The organism is Pseudomonas sp. MWU13-2105 (assembly GCF_023242315.1).
Lineage (GTDB): Bacteria > Pseudomonadota > Gammaproteobacteria > Pseudomonadales > Pseudomonadaceae > Aquipseudomonas.
Window position 1 is genome coordinate 273,441 of record NZ_JALLIY010000006.1, and the last position, 13,579, is coordinate 287,019.

General features: G+C 63.4%; 14 protein-coding genes. 7 read left to right on the forward strand and 7 right to left on the reverse strand.

Annotation, left to right across the window (positions count from 1 at the left end; translation table 11 throughout):
* Positions 1–52 precede the first annotated feature (52 nt).
* Positions 53–661 (forward strand): TetR/AcrR family transcriptional regulator, encoded by a 609-nt coding sequence (locus tag M5B96_RS10970; protein WP_248796729.1) that lies wholly within the window; start codon positions 53–55, stop codon positions 659–661.
* 141 nt (positions 662–802) lie between these two features.
* Here M5B96_RS10970 and M5B96_RS10975 read toward each other — a convergent pair whose 3' ends face one another.
* Positions 803–1,246 carry a GlcG/HbpS family heme-binding protein gene (locus M5B96_RS10975; protein WP_248796730.1) on the reverse strand — a complete coding sequence of 148 codons (444 nt, stop codon included), beginning with the start codon at positions 1,244–1,246 and terminating at the stop codon, positions 803–805.
* 253 nt (positions 1,247–1,499) lie between these two features.
* Between M5B96_RS10975 and gcl the strand changes: the two genes are divergently transcribed.
* The 6 genes from gcl to M5B96_RS11005 all read left to right on the forward strand — a co-directional run bounded on the left by gcl (position 1,500) and on the right by M5B96_RS11005 (position 8,226).
* The gene (gene gcl, locus M5B96_RS10980; protein WP_248796731.1) at positions 1,500–3,275 is read left to right on the forward strand and encodes a glyoxylate carboligase; all 1,776 of its coding nucleotides are present in this window, start codon (positions 1,500–1,502) and stop codon (positions 3,273–3,275) included.
* A gap of 110 nt (positions 3,276–3,385) precedes the next feature.
* Positions 3,386–4,168: a hydroxypyruvate isomerase gene (gene hyi / locus M5B96_RS10985; protein WP_248796732.1), complete on the forward strand. Its 783-nt coding sequence runs from the start codon at positions 3,386–3,388 to the stop codon at positions 4,166–4,168.
* An 18-nt stretch (positions 4,169–4,186) separates the two neighbouring features.
* On the forward strand, positions 4,187–5,077 hold the full coding sequence (locus M5B96_RS10990; protein ID WP_248796733.1) for a 2-hydroxy-3-oxopropionate reductase: 891 nt from the start codon (positions 4,187–4,189) through the stop codon (positions 5,075–5,077).
* A gap of 197 nt (positions 5,078–5,274) precedes the next feature.
* On the forward strand, positions 5,275–6,195 hold the full coding sequence (locus M5B96_RS10995; RefSeq protein ID WP_248796734.1) for an urea transporter: 921 nt from the start codon (positions 5,275–5,277) through the stop codon (positions 6,193–6,195).
* Positions 6,196–6,310: 115 nt separating this feature from the next.
* Complete coding sequence (locus M5B96_RS11000; protein ID WP_248796735.1) at positions 6,311–7,135, forward strand: ion transporter; 825 nt, start codon at positions 6,311–6,313, stop codon at positions 7,133–7,135.
* Positions 7,136–7,227: 92 nt separating this feature from the next.
* Positions 7,228–8,226, forward strand: coding sequence for a sulfate ABC transporter substrate-binding protein (locus M5B96_RS11005; protein WP_248796736.1), 999 nt, complete (start codon positions 7,228–7,230; stop codon positions 8,224–8,226).
* Positions 8,227–8,324: 98 nt separating this feature from the next.
* Here M5B96_RS11005 and M5B96_RS11010 read toward each other — a convergent pair whose 3' ends face one another.
* From M5B96_RS11010 to M5B96_RS11035, 6 genes are read right to left on the reverse strand one after another with little or no spacing between them, the layout of a single operon-like run.
* The gene (locus M5B96_RS11010; RefSeq protein WP_248796737.1) at positions 8,325–8,963 is read right to left on the reverse strand and encodes a DUF5666 domain-containing protein; all 639 of its coding nucleotides are present in this window, start codon (positions 8,961–8,963) and stop codon (positions 8,325–8,327) included.
* A 41-nt stretch (positions 8,964–9,004) separates the two neighbouring features.
* On the reverse strand, positions 9,005–9,397 hold the full coding sequence (locus M5B96_RS11015) for a hypothetical protein (protein ID WP_248796738.1): 393 nt from the start codon (positions 9,395–9,397) through the stop codon (positions 9,005–9,007).
* A gap of 10 nt (positions 9,398–9,407) precedes the next feature.
* Positions 9,408–10,613: a c-type cytochrome biogenesis protein CcmI gene (gene ccmI, locus M5B96_RS11020; protein WP_248796739.1), complete on the reverse strand. Its 1,206-nt coding sequence runs from the start codon at positions 10,611–10,613 to the stop codon at positions 9,408–9,410.
* Positions 10,610–11,074 carry a cytochrome c-type biogenesis protein CcmH gene (locus M5B96_RS11025; RefSeq protein WP_248796740.1) on the reverse strand — a complete coding sequence of 155 codons (465 nt, stop codon included), beginning with the start codon at positions 11,072–11,074 and terminating at the stop codon, positions 10,610–10,612. Before M5B96_RS11025 ends, ccmI begins: the two co-directional genes overlap by 4 nt.
* A complete protein-coding gene (locus M5B96_RS11030; RefSeq protein WP_248796741.1) occupies positions 11,071–11,607 on the reverse strand; it encodes a DsbE family thiol:disulfide interchange protein in 537 nt (178 codons plus the stop codon). Before M5B96_RS11030 ends, M5B96_RS11025 begins: the two co-directional genes overlap by 4 nt.
* Positions 11,604–13,577: a heme lyase CcmF/NrfE family subunit gene (locus M5B96_RS11035; RefSeq protein ID WP_248796742.1), complete on the reverse strand. Its 1,974-nt coding sequence runs from the start codon at positions 13,575–13,577 to the stop codon at positions 11,604–11,606. Before M5B96_RS11035 ends, M5B96_RS11030 begins: the two co-directional genes overlap by 4 nt.
* Positions 13,578–13,579 lie beyond the last annotated feature (2 nt).

Below are 13,579 nucleotides of genomic sequence, written 5' to 3' on the forward strand. Positions count from 1 at the left end.
CCCCGGTGCTACCATGCCCAACCGCCCGGGCCGGCAAGGAAAAACCTGGTTTATGAGCACCATCCGCGAACGCAACCGAGAACTGATCCTGCGCGCCGCCAGCGAAGAGTTCGCCGACAAGGGCTTCGCCGCCACCAAAACCAGCGATATCGCGGCCAAGGCCGGCCTGCCCAAGCCCAACGTCTACTACTACTTCAAATCCAAGGACAACCTCTACCGCGAGGTGCTGGAAAGCATTATCGAGCCGATCCTCCGGGCCTCGACGCCGTTCAACCCGGCGGGCGTGCCCGCCGAGGTACTGGCCGGCTATATCCGTTCGAAGATCCGTATCTCCCGCGACCTGCCGTTCGCCTCCAAGGTCTTCGCCAGTGAAATCATGCACGGCGCGCCGCACCTGAGTCCCGAGCAGGTGGAACAGCTCAACGCCCAGGCCCGGCACAATATCGCCTGCATCCAGACCTGGATCGACCGCGGCCTGATCGCCCCGCTCGATCCCCATCACCTGATGTTCAGCATCTGGGCCGCGACCCAGACCTATGCCGATTTCGACTGGCAGATCTCCTCGATCACCGGCAAGGCCAAGCTGGAAGACGCCGACTATGAGGCGGCGGCGCAGACCATCGTGCGCCTGGTGCTCAAAGGTTGTGAGCCGGATCGATAGACCGCTTCGCGACATTCGCGGCGGTGCGGCGACCCGACAAGCTCCGCTCCCACAGGTTCTCGGTCGCACACAAAGTTGAGGTTCGAGGCGAATTACTGTGGGAGCGGAGCTTGCCCGCGAAGGCGTCAGTGCAATCGCCGCCTATCCGACTGACACCCCGGCGTCCGCCACGAGCCCCAACGCCTCGACCGCACTGATCGCGCACTGCTCGTCGATATCCGAAGTATCCCCGGTGATCCCGATGGCGCCGATCACCCGCCCCTCCTGATCACGAATCAACACCCCACCCGGCGCTGGCACCACGCAGCCCTGCCCCAGGCTGTTCAACGCCGCCACGAACGCCGGCCGTTGCTGCGCGTCCAGCGCCAGCAAGCGCGAGCCCTTGCCCAGGGCGATCGCGCCCCAGGCCTTGCCGATGGCGATCTGCGGGCGCAACAGGCTCGCCCCGTCCTCGCGTTGCAGTGTCACCAGGTGACCACCGCCATCCAGCACCGCAATGGTCAGCGGTGCCGCCGAAATGGCTCGGCCGGCGGAAATCGCCTGGCTGGCCAGGTTGACTGCGACGTTCAAGGTTAAAGCGCTCATGGTGCCGTCCTTATCGAGTGAGGGAGAGCCGTTACGCTCCGTTTCCGAAGGCGTCCGACCAAACAAATAGAACACAATGTTAAATATTTTTGTATACAAAAACACAACAACAATCACCAAAATCTCCGACAAACGGCCTCAGAACCAATCTGACAATCATTTTAGAAAAGGCATTGACCAGCGTCGTCCGGCGTGAATAAACTCGCCACACAGCAACTTGTATACAATTACAAAACGCAAGAGGCACAAAACAATGAGCAAAATGAGAGCAATCGAAGCTGCCGTCCTGGTGATGCGCCGCGAAGGGGTGGACACCGCCTTCGGCATTCCCGGTGCCGCGATCAACCCGCTGTACAGCGCGTTGCAAAAGCTCGGCGGTATCGATCACGTCCTTGCTCGCCACGTCGAAGGCGCCTCGCACATGGCCGAGGGCTATACCCGTACCAAGGCCGGCAATATCGGCGTGTGCATCGGCACTTCGGGCCCGGCCGGCACCGACATGGTCACCGGCCTGTACAGCGCCAGCGCCGACTCGATCCCGATCCTCTGCATCACCGGCCAGGCACCGCGGGCGCGGTTGCACAAGGAAGACTTCCAGGCCGTGGACATCACCAACATCGTCAAGCCGGTGACCAAGTGGGCGACCACCGTGCTCGAACCCGGCCAGGTGCCCTACGCTTTCCAGAAAGCCTTTTATGAGATGCGCTCCGGTCGTCCCGGCCCGGTGCTGATCGACCTGCCGTTCGATGTGCAGATGGCCCAGATCGAATTCGATATCGACGCCTACCAACCGCTGCCCCTGGCCAAGCCAGGCGCCACGCGCATCCAGGTCGAGAAGGCGCTGGCCCTGCTCGACCAGGCCGAACGTCCGTTGCTGGTGGCCGGTGGCGGCATCATCAATGCCGATGCCAGCGCGTTGCTGGTGGAGTTCGCCGAACTGACCGGCATTCCGGTGATCCCGACCCTGATGGGCTGGGGCACGATTCCCGACGATCACCCGCTGATGGTCGGCATGGTCGGGCTGCAAACCTCCCACCGCTACGGCAACGCCACGCTGCTCAAATCCGATGTGGTGCTGGGCCTCGGCAACCGCTGGGCCAACCGGCACACCGGTTCCGTCGAGGTCTACACCGAAGGGCGCAAGTTCATTCACGTGGACATCGAACCGACCCAGATCGGCCGCGTATTCACCCCGGACCTGGGCATCGTTTCCGACGCCGCCGCGGCCCTGAGCATGTTTATCGAAGTGGCCCATGAATGGCAGGCCGCCGGCAAGCTCAAGGATCGCAGTGCCTGGCTGAACGATTGCCAACAACGCAAGGCCAGCCTGCAGCGCAAGACCCACTTCGACAACGTGCCGGTCAAGCCCCAGCGCGTCTATGAAGAGATGAACCAGGTATTCGGCAAGGACACCTGCTATGTCAGCACCATCGGCCTGTCGCAGATTGCCGGCGCGCAATTCCTCCACGTCTACAAGCCACGGCACTGGATCAACTGCGGCCAGGCCGGCCCCCTGGGCTGGACCATTCCGGCCGCTCTGGGGGTGGTCAAGGCCGACCCGAACCGCAAGGTGGTGGCACTGTCCGGCGACTATGACTTCCAGTTCATGATCGAGGAACTGGCGGTGGGCGCGCAGTTCAAGCTGCCGTATATCCATGTGGTGGTGAACAACTCCTACCTGGGGTTGATCCGCCAGGCCCAGCGTGGCTTCGACATGGACTACTGCGTGCAGCTGTCCTTCGACAATCTCAATGCTCCCGAGCTCAACGGCTATGGCGTGGACCACGTGGCCGTCGCCGAGGGCCTGGGTTGCAAGGCCCTGCGGGTGTTCGAGCCGGAGCAGATCCAGGGCGCGCTGCGTCAGGCCCAGGCCATGATCGAGGAGTTCAGGGTGCCGGTGATTGTCGAGATCATCCTCGAGCGGGTGACCAATATCTCCATGGGCACCGAGATCAACGCTATCAACGAGTTCGAGGACCTGGCGCTGGTCGGCAACGATGCGCCGACGGCGATTGCGCTGCTCGACTGATCCATCCGGGCATAAACACGATCCGCGGGCGCTGGTGATCTCCTCCCGAGAGCACGCGTTGCGCCCGCGGTCTGCCCAAATGCTTTGTATCGATTCGCAAGGAGATCACCATGCCACGCTTTGCCGCCAACCTGTCCATGCTGTTCACCGAACAGGAGTTCCTGGCCCGTTTCAAGGCCGCCGCCGCTGCCGGTTTCAGCGGTGTGGAGTACCTGTTCCCCTACGACTTCAGCTCAGCCGAGATCAAGGCACAACTCGACAGCCATGGCCTGACCCAGGTGCTGTTCAACCTGCCGGCCGGCGACTGGGCCAAGGGCGAACGCGGGATTGCCTGCCACCCGGAGCGGGTCGAGGAGTTCCGCGCCGGGGTCGACCTGGCCATCGCCTATGCACAGGTGCTGGGCAATACCCAGCTCAACTGCCTGGCCGGCATCCGCCCCCGGGGCGTCGACGAGGCTGTGCTGGAAAAGACCTTCGTCGCCAACCTCAAGTATGCCGCCGACAAGCTTGAAGCCGTCGGCATCCGCCTGGTGATGGAAGCGATCAACACCCGCGACATCCCCGGCTTCTACCTGAACACCACGGCACAGGCCCTGTCGATCCGCCATCAGGTGGGCAGCGCCAACCTGTTCCTGCAATACGACATCTACCACATGCAGATCATGGAAGGTGACCTGGCGCGGCGCCTGTCCGAGCACCTGGCCGAGATCAACCATGTGCAACTGGCCGACAACCCCGGGCGGCATGAACCGGGAACCGGGGAAATCAACTACCGGTTCCTGTTCGAGCACCTGGAGCGCATCGGTTACCAGGGCTGGGTCGGCTGCGAATACAAGCCGCTGACCAGCACCGAAGCCGGGCTGGGCTGGCTGAAAACCCATAACGCGATATAAGAAAAAGAGGACCTTATCATGGCTAAAATCGGTTTTATCGGCACCGGCATCATGGGCCATCCCATGGCCGCCAATCTGCAAAAGGCAGGTCACAGCCTGTTCCTGTCCAACCACCACGACGCCGCCCCGGTCGACCTGATCAATGCCGGCGCGGTAGCTCTGGCGAGCCCGAAGGAAGTGGCCCGGGAAGCCGAGTTCATCATCGTCATGGTGCCGGACACGCCGCAGGTCGAAGACGTGCTGTTGCGTGCCGACGGGATTGCCGCCGGCGTCGGTCCGGGCAAAATCGTCATCGATATGAGTTCGATCTCGCCCACTGCCACCAAGGCGTTCGCGGCCAGGATCAACGAGCAGGGCGCGCAGTACCTCGACGCCCCGGTGTCCGGCGGTGAAGTCGGCGCCAAGGCCGCGACCCTGAGCATCATGGTCGGCGGCGACGCCCAGGCCTTCGCCCGCGCCCTGCCGCTGTTCCAGCACATGGGCAAGAACATCACCCTGGTGGGCGGCAACGGTGACGGCCAGACCGCCAAGGTGGCGAACCAGATCATCGTCGCCCTGAATATCCAGGCAGTGGCCGAAGCGCTGTTGTTCGCCGCGAAGAACGGCGCCGACCCGGCCAAGGTACGTGAGGCCCTGATGGGCGGCTTTGCCTCGTCGAAGATCCTCGAAGTGCATGGCGAGCGCATGATCAAGGGTACCTTCGACCCGGGCTTCCGCATCAGCCTGCACCAGAAGGACCTGAATCTGGCCCTGGCCGGTGCCCGCGAGTTGAATATCAACCTGCCCAACACCGCGAATGCCCAGCAGGTGTTCAACACTTGCGCGGCCATCGGCGGCAGCCAGTGGGACCATTCGGCGCTGATCAAGGGCCTGGAGCATATGGCGAATTTCTCGATTCGCGAGCGCTAGCCCCCTCCCGGCTGCACGCGCTCAACTGTAGGAGCGAGCTTGCCGCGCTGAGGCCCGTGAGCCGTGCATTGCCTGCTCGGTCGCCATCGCCGGCAAGCCGGCTCCCAGAATGTTGCGTCGAGCGCAGATCCTGTAGGAGCAGAGCTTGCTCGCGAAAGCGGTCTTGCGCCCCCAAAGAATCCCCCTGACACATCAGCATGCCGAAGACGCCCAACACACCCCACTGCCCGGACTGGGCAACCGCCCTGCTCAACGGCTTCAGCCAGATATTCCTGCAGTGCCATCCGCTCTGCGGCCTGTGCTGCCTGCTGGCGATACTCCTGAGCGCACCGGCCCTGCTCGGCGGCGCGCTGCTCGGCGGTCTTGCCGGCCTGCTCACCGCCCAACGTCGCGACTACCCCAAGGCCGAACGCCAGGCCGGTCTCTACAGCTACAACGGCGTGCTGCTGGGCCTGCTGCTCAGCCAGCAATTGCCCTGGTCGACATGGCTCCCGCCGCTGATCATCGCCGCCTCCGGCCTGAGCGCGATCCTGGTCCGGCAATGGCTCAAACATGCCGGCGACGCCCAGAGCCTGCCCGCCTACACCGCGCCCTTCGTCGGCCTGGGCTGGTTGCTGCTGGCCTGCATAACCGTCGCCCAACCGAACAGCCTGCCACCCGCCCTCGATAACACCATTGCCTACGCCAACGCCGTCTTTATCAGCCTGGGCCAGATCATGTTCCTCGACCAGCCCCTGGCGGCCTTGTCGATCCTCATCGGACTGCTGCTCGCCAATCGCCGCGCCGCCTTCTGGGCGCTCCTCGGCAGCACCGTCGGACTGGCCTTGACCCTCCTGCACGATCCGGCGTCCCACACCCAGCTCGGACTGGCCGGCTACAACCCGGCGCTGGTCGCCCTCGCCCTGAGCCAACGGCAGCGAACACCCTGGCCCGCGCTGATCGGCATACTCCTGGCGAGCCTGCTGACACCCGGTTTTTCCGCCCTCGGCCTGGCGCCGCTGACCGCGCCCTTTATCCTCGCCTCCTGGCTGGTTCAGGCCGGGGCCCGTGTCTTGCACCAGACAAGCAACAGCAGACAGCAAACCCAATGCTGGCCGGCAAAGGAAACGGAATCCTGAAAACGCCGCAAAGCCCTGTGGAAGTGCACCCAATGCTCCCGCCAAAGCCCCCCGGCTTGCGCATTGACCGGCAATCCCCCACGCTTCCCGCATCCATAAGCTTGGGCAACACCTCATGAACAGCAACAACGACTGGCGCCAGCGGCTCTACGTCATGGTTTTCCAGACCGACACCATCGCCGGCAGGCGCTTCGACAAAATCCTCCTGTTGATCATCCTCGCCAGCCTGGTGATCGTGATCCTCGACAGCATCGAGAGTTTCCACCAGACCTTCGCCGACGCCCTGGCCTATATCGAATGGGGCTTCACCGTCATCTTCGCCATCGAGTACCTGCTGCGCCTGTACTGCTCGCCACGGCCGCTGCGCTATGCCTTCAGCTTCTACGGGCTGGTGGACCTGCTGGCCATCGTGCCGGGGATCCTCGCGCTCTACTACAGCGACGCCCAGTACCTGCTGATCATCCGCATCATCCGCATGCTGCGGATCTTCCGGGTACTCAAGCTCGGCCCATACCTGAAACAGGCGCATTACCTGCTCGACGCCCTGCGCGGCAGCAAGCAGAAGATCCTGGTATTCCTGCTCAGCGTCTGCACCCTGGTGATCGTGTTCGGCACCCTGATGTACGTGGTCGAAGGCCCGGAACATGGCTTTACCAGCATTCCCAAGGGGATCTACTGGGCTATCGTTACCCTCACCACCGTGGGTTATGGCGATATCGTGCCCAAGACCGTGCTGGGCCAGGTAATTTCATCCCTGGTGATGATCACCGGTTACTCGATTATCGCCGTGCCCACCGGGATCTTCACCGCCGAATTGGCCAGCGCCATGCGCGGTGACTCGCACAAGCACGACTGCCCGGTCTGCGGGAAAAACAGCCACGAGCCGGAAGCCTCTTTCTGCTCTCGCTGCGGCAATGCTCTATACAATAAAATAGAATAAGCAAAGTATTTTTTAATCTTTAAATGACTATGTCAGCGCCGTTATAGTTGCTGGCAAATTGCCCCTCTCTCAGCTGAAACAAGGACTGCGCAGTGAAAAAACTCTTTGGCGCCTCACTTTTGGCCGCTGGCTTGGCCTTTGCCAGCCTGGCCCAGGCCGCACCGACCTTGCTGAACGTTTCCTACGACGTGATGCGTGACTTCTACAAGGACTACAACGCGGCGTTCCAGAAGCACTGGCAGGCCGAACACAATGAAAACATCACCTTGCAGATGTCCTTCGGCGGCTCCAGCAAACAGGCGCGCTCGGTCATCGACGGCCTGCCGGCGGACGTGATCACCATGAACATGGCCACCGACATCAACGCCCTGGTGGACAACGGCAAGCTGGTGCCGGACAACTGGGTCACGCGCCTGCCGAACAACAGCGCACCGTTCACTTCCGCCACCGTGTTCATCGTCCGCAAGGGCAACCCCAAGGCCCTGAAAGACTGGCCGGACCTGCTCAAGGACGGTGTCCAGGTAATCGTGCCGAACCCCAAGACTTCGGGTAACGGCCGCTATACCTACCTGTCGGCCTGGGGCTATGTACTGAAGAACGGCGGTGACGAGAACAAGGCCAAGGAGTTTGTCGGCAAGCTGTTCAAGCAGGCCCCGGTGCTCGATACCGGCGGTCGCGCGGCAACCACCACCTTCATGACCAACCAGATCGGCGACGTGCTGGTGACCTTCGAGAACGAAGCGGAAATGATTGCCCGCGAGTTCGGCCGCGACCAGTTCGAAGTGGTCTATCCGAGCGTGTCCGCCGAGGCCGAGCCACCGGTGAGCGTGGTCGACAAGGTGGTCGACAAGAAAGGCAGCCGCGCGGCGGCCGAGGAATACCTGAAGTACCTGTGGTCGCCGGAAGGCCAGGAAATCGCCGCCAACAACTACCTGCGCCCGCGTGATCCGCAGGTGCTGGCCAAGTTCACCGACCGCTTCCCGAAAGTCGACTTCCTCTCGGTGGAAAAGACCTTCGGAGACTGGCGCACAGTGCAAAAGACCCACTTCAATGATGGTGGCGTGTTCGATCAGATCTACAACGGCAAGTAACTGATACCACGCGGCATTGAACACACCGCCCCCCCTGTAGGAGCCGGCTTGCCGGCTCCTACAGGGGGGGCGGTGTGTTCGAGACAATGGAACGGCCGCTACATCGGCGGCTTGAGCCCATCCTTGCCTGCCGAAATCCCCGCCGCTGTCAACTTGCCATCCGCGCCCTGCTGGGCAAACAGCACCACCTTCACCCCCGGCTTGAGCAAGCTGCGATCGCCTGGCAGCAGATTGACCACGGGCACATCGTCCGGCACCACGACCTTCTTCTCCCCGCCTTTGTAGCTCAGGGTCAGGGTCCGCCCATTGGCGACCTTCAACTCACCCACCCGGCCATTGGTCATGGTGCTGCCCTGCGCCAGATCGAATGGCCGGTGACCGTCCCCGGTACCGGCCAGCTCCGGCGGGAATACATGCACTTCCATCGCCGTCAGCGTGCCATCCGGGCCAGGCATCGCTGCCGTGCCGATGTAGCTGCCGGGTTTGATATCCGAGAGCTTGGCGAGGGTCACAGCGCGTACCTGGGTGTCCTTGCTCAGGCCTACCGTGACATCTTCATTGCCAATGGTATGGACCTTGAGGGCATCGCCGTCGAGCGCCGTGATTTCACCGCGCACCGCCACCCGCTGGGCCGGGGCATCGGCGGCCTGGGCAAGGCCAGCAGAGATCAATACCGCCAGGCTCATCGCCGAGGCCAACGCACTACGGCGGGCCAACTTGCCGAAAATCGAATTCATGGGGTACCAGGTTCCTTGGATGGGAGATAAACCGTTCTCACTCACTGCCCGAACTGCTTGCTCAACCCCGGCGGCACGCCATGGATATCGGTGTCCTCCCAGGGCCCGTTGGGGCTGATGGCGCGGCTCCAGCCGTTGCTCCAGCGGTAGTAGGTGCGCTGGCGATAAAAGGTGTTGGACTGATTGTCGAGGACATAGACGCCCATCTGCCCGTCCCAATGACTGTTACCACCCGGCGGTGGGGCAAAAGTCGGCGAGAAGCTCGGACGTGGTTTGCTCGGTGGGATCGGCCTGCCCGGCGTACCCGATGGATAAGGTTGGGTCGTCGGACCGGCAGGCGGGATCGTCGGCCCCTCCGGCGGCGGGCGATGCACCGCACAAGCGCTCAACCCCAGGACCAGCGTTAACAGGGTGAAGCGAGCGATGGCGGTCATGGCGAATTCTCTATTTGTCCGGGCTGTCGATGGTCAGGTTCTGTTGCGCGGCGGTGCTGCTGGCCAACGGCCGGCTGCGCCCGATCCACTCGCCCGCCGTCGGTTGGCCGGCGCGGGATACCCGTGCAACCAGTTGGACTTCAGGAAAGTTCGACAGTTTCAATTGCGGCATCATTGCGTCCGCATCCCCCAGTTCGACGGTGGCCGGCAGGTCGGCGACAGTCAGGCGCTTGGCCGCCAGCGGCGCGGGCGGCCCCTGGGTGGCCCGGGCAAAGATGAAGACACTGTCGCCCGGCTGGACCTTGGCTTTCAGCTCCGCCGCCAGATCCACCCGCACTTTCAACAGCGCGGCCTTGACCACAGGCACCTCGGCGACCTTGACCTTGCCACCGCTCGCCACCAGCTTTTCACTGGCGCGGTCGATACCGCCCTGCAACGCCGCCCGGGAGTTGTCGTCCGGCGGCAATTGCACCAACAGGCGCTTCCAGTAGTCGATGGCCTCCTGGTAACGTTCCCCTTCAAACGCCGCGATCCCCAACAGCCCGAGGCTGGTGACTTCCTTCGGGTCGATCTTGAGGGCTTCGTCGGTCAGCGCCTGGACCTGCGGCGACCAGCGCTTGCCGTCGGCAAAGTACTGCGCCTGAGCCCACTGCCCGAGCAACTCCGGCTGGCGTCCGGCCACCTTGACCGCCCGCTCGAAAGCCTTCGCCGCATCGGCCGCGCGATCCTGGGCCATATAGGCCCGCCCGAGGAAATACAGGCCCTCGGCGGAGTCCGGCTGGGCCGCCACCGCCCGTTCCAGGCGCCGGGTCATCTCTTCCACGGATTGCGGTGCCTGGGCGAATTCACGGGTCAACTCGACCTTGTCGCTGGCACCAAAATGCAAATACAGCACCAGGCCCAGCACCGGCACCAGCAACGCCGCCAGCAGCGGCAGCGGCTTGCCCAGCCGCGAGACGCGAGCCGGCGCTACACCTTCGGTATCGGCCAGCAGCTCGCGGGCCGCTTCCGCCCGACCGCTGTCCATCTGTTCGGCGCTGAGCACGCCTTCAACCTGTTGCGCCTGCAACTCGGCGACACGCTCCTGGTAGAGCGCGACGTTCAATGCGGTGCGGTCTTCCTCGCGCTGCACGCGACGCTCGCGCAGGATCGGGATCAACAGGAAACTCAGGGCAATCAGTAACAACAGACCTGTAGCGAGCCAGAAATCAATCATTCGGTTTTCTTATCCAGCAGGTGGTCGAGGCGCTGGCGCTCCTCGGCGGAAAGCGCGTCCGGGGCGGCGGCGCCCTCGACACGACGGCGGCGGATGATCAGCGCAATCACGCCGAAGCCACCCAGCAGCAGGCCGGCCGGGCCGAACCAGAGCAAGGCGGTCTTGCCGCTCAGGGCCGGCTTGTAGCGCACGAAGTCGCCATAACGATCGACCATGAAATCGATGATCTGCTGATTGTCCTTGCCCTCGCCGAGCATGCGGAAAATCTCCCGGCGCAGGTCAGCGGCAATCGGCGCATTGGAATCGGCGATGTCCTGGTTCTGGCACTTGGGGCAGCGCAGTTCCTTGGTCAGGTCGCGAAAGCGTTCACGCTCGGCGTCGTTGGCGAACTCATAGGTGTCGATGGCGGCATGGGCCATGCCGGCCAGGCCCAGGGCGACCGCGGCTAACCAGCGCTTCATGGCCGGGCCTCGTCCACCAGCGACTGATACACACTCGCCAGTTGCTCGCGCCAGACCGTCTCGTCGATGACCCCGACGTACTTGTGGCGAATCACGCCCTTGGCATCGATGAAGAAGGTCTCCGGCGCACCATACACCCCCAGGTCCAGGCCCAGGGAGCCTTGATCGTCACGGATATTCAGCTGGTAGGGATTATGGAAATCCTTCAGCCACTTCAATGCCTCGGCATTGTCATCCTTGTAGTTGACGCCATAGATCAGCACGCCCTGCTGGGCCAGTTTGTTCAGCACCGGGTGCTCGACCCGGCAGGAAATGCACCAGGTGCCCCAGACATTCACCAGCGCCGGCTTGCCTTGCAGGTCGGCCACGCTCAGTTGCTTGTCACCCTGCACGCTGGGCAACGCGAACGCCGGGAACGGCTTGCCGATCATCGCCGACGGCAGCTCGGAGGGATCCAGGTACAAACCACGATAAAGGAATACAGCCATCAGCAGAAACGCCGCCAGCGGCAATACCATCAACCAACGCTTCATGCCGTCGCTCCACTCAGGCCCAGTGCTTCACGCACGCGGCTTTTCACCTTGACCCGATAACGCCGGTCCAGCGCCGCCAGGGCACCGCCCAAGGCGGTCAGCAGGCCGCCGAACCAGATCCAGCGGACGAACGGCTTGACGTGCACCCGCACCGCCCAGGCGCCGTTTTCCAGCGGCTCGCCGAGGGCGACGTAGAGGTCACGGGTGAAACCGGCGTCGATCCCGGCTTCGGTCATCATCGATTGCTGCACGGTGTACAAGCGTTTCTCCGGGTGCAGCAACGCCACTTCCTTGCCGTTTTCAATGACCCGGATCGTGCCTCTGTCCGAGGTGAAGTTCGGCCCCTCGACATGCTTGGCGCCTTCGAAGATGAAGTGATAGCCGCCCAGTTCCATGGACTCGCCCGGCGCCATGCGCAGGTCACGCTCGGCGCTCTCCTGGCTCGACAGCACCACGCCCAGGGCGCAGACCGCGATACCCAGGTGCGCCAGCTGCATGCCCCAATAGCTGCGGGTCAGGCTCTGCAGGCCCTTGATCAGGCCCTTGTTGCGGGTCTTGTCGAGGATGTCGCGGACGCCGGCCAGCAGCACCCAGGCCGCCAGCAGGAAGGTCGCCAGCACCGCCCAGTTGAAATCGCCATAGACCAGCCCGGCCACCACCGCCAGGGCAACGCTACCCAGCAACACCGGGGTCAGCATGCCCACCAGCCATTTCACCGGGGTGTCTTTCCAGCGCACCAGCACGCCGACCGCCATCACCACCATCAGCAGCGCCATCAGCGGGATGAACAAGGCATTGAAGTACGGCGGGCCGACCGACAGCTTGGCGCCACTGAGGGCATCAAGCACCAGCGGATACAAGGTGCCCAGCAGGATCATCGAGGCCGCCACCACCAGCACCAGGTTGTTACCCAGCAGCAGGGTTTCCCGCGACCACAGGTCGAAGCCGACATGGCTTTTCACCACGGGCGCGCGCAGGGCGAACAGGGTCAGCGATCCACCGACCACGAACAGCAGGAAGATCAGGATGAACACCCCGCGCGCCGGGTCGGAGGCAAAGGCATGCACCGAGGTCAACACCCCGGAACGCACCAGGAAGGTCCCCAGCAGGCTCAGGGAAAACGCCGCAATGGCCAGGAGCACGGTCCAGCTCTTGAACACCCCGCGTTTTTCCGTGACCGCCAGGGAGTGGATCAGCGCCGTGCCCACCAGCCAGGGCATGAACGAGGCGTTTTCCACCGGGTCCCAAAACCACCAGCCGCCCCAGCCGAGTTCGTAGTAGGCCCACCAGGAGCCGAGGGTGATACCGACCCCCAGGAACGCCCAGGCGACAATGGTCCAGGGCCGCGACCAGCGCGCCCAGGCGGCGTCGAGACGGCCGCCGAGCAAGGCGGCGATGGCGAAGGCGAAGGCCACCGAGAAGCCGACATAGCCCATGTAGAGCATCGGCGGGTGAACGATCAGGCCGACGTCCTGCAACAACGGGTTGAGGTCGCGACCGTCCGCCGGGATCTGCGGCAGGATCCGCGAGAACGGGTTGGAGGTGAGGATCAGGAACAGCAGGAAGCCGGTGCTGATCATCCCCATCACCGCCAGCACCCTGGCCAGCATCACCTGCGGCAGTTGCCGGGAAAAGACCGAGACGGCAAAGGTCCAGCCACCGAGGATCAGCGCCCAGAGCAGCAACGAACCTTCGTGGGCGCCCCACACGGCACTGAACTTGAAGTACCAGGGCAAGGCGCTGTTGGAGTTGTTGGCAACATAACTGACGGAAAAATCATCGGTCATGAAGGCGTAGGTCAGCACCCCGAAGGCGAACACCAGGAAGGCGAACTGCCCCCAGGCCGCCGGCCGCGCCAGGCTCATCCACAGGCGGTCGCCGCGCCAGGCGCCGAACAGCGGGACGCTGGCTTGCACCAGGGCAAAGCACAACGCGAGGATCATGGCCAGATGGCCCAACTCAGGAATCATTG

What these genes read in the sequence shown, in the direction of transcription:
- hyi (WP_248796732.1), top strand. Translation starts at nt 3,386, where the DNA reads ATGCCACGCTTTGCCGCCAACCTGTCCATGCTGTTCACCGAACAGGAG.
- M5B96_RS11010 (WP_248796737.1), bottom strand. Translation starts at nt 8,963, where the DNA reads ATGAATTCGATTTTCGGCAAGTTGGCCCGCCGTAGTGCGTTGGCCTCG.
- M5B96_RS10975 (WP_248796730.1), bottom strand. Translation starts at nt 1,246, where the DNA reads ATGAGCGCTTTAACCTTGAACGTCGCAGTCAACCTGGCCAGCCAGGCG.
- M5B96_RS11015 (WP_248796738.1), bottom strand. Translation starts at nt 9,397, where the DNA reads ATGACCGCCATCGCTCGCTTCACCCTGTTAACGCTGGTCCTGGGGTTG.
- M5B96_RS11035 (WP_248796742.1), bottom strand. Translation starts at nt 13,577, where the DNA reads ATGATTCCTGAGTTGGGCCATCTGGCCATGATCCTCGCGTTGTGCTTT.
- M5B96_RS11000 (WP_248796735.1), top strand. Translation starts at nt 6,311, where the DNA reads ATGAACAGCAACAACGACTGGCGCCAGCGGCTCTACGTCATGGTTTTC.
- M5B96_RS10970 (WP_248796729.1), top strand. Translation starts at nt 53, where the DNA reads ATGAGCACCATCCGCGAACGCAACCGAGAACTGATCCTGCGCGCCGCC.
- ccmI (WP_248796739.1), bottom strand. Translation starts at nt 10,613, where the DNA reads ATGATTGATTTCTGGCTCGCTACAGGTCTGTTGTTACTGATTGCCCTG.
- M5B96_RS11030 (WP_248796741.1), bottom strand. Translation starts at nt 11,607, where the DNA reads ATGAAGCGTTGGTTGATGGTATTGCCGCTGGCGGCGTTTCTGCTGATG.
- M5B96_RS10990 (WP_248796733.1), top strand. Translation starts at nt 4,187, where the DNA reads ATGGCTAAAATCGGTTTTATCGGCACCGGCATCATGGGCCATCCCATG.
- gcl (WP_248796731.1), top strand. Translation starts at nt 1,500, where the DNA reads ATGAGCAAAATGAGAGCAATCGAAGCTGCCGTCCTGGTGATGCGCCGC.
- M5B96_RS10995 (WP_248796734.1), top strand. Translation starts at nt 5,275, where the DNA reads ATGCCGAAGACGCCCAACACACCCCACTGCCCGGACTGGGCAACCGCC.
- M5B96_RS11025 (WP_248796740.1), bottom strand. Translation starts at nt 11,074, where the DNA reads ATGAAGCGCTGGTTAGCCGCGGTCGCCCTGGGCCTGGCCGGCATGGCC.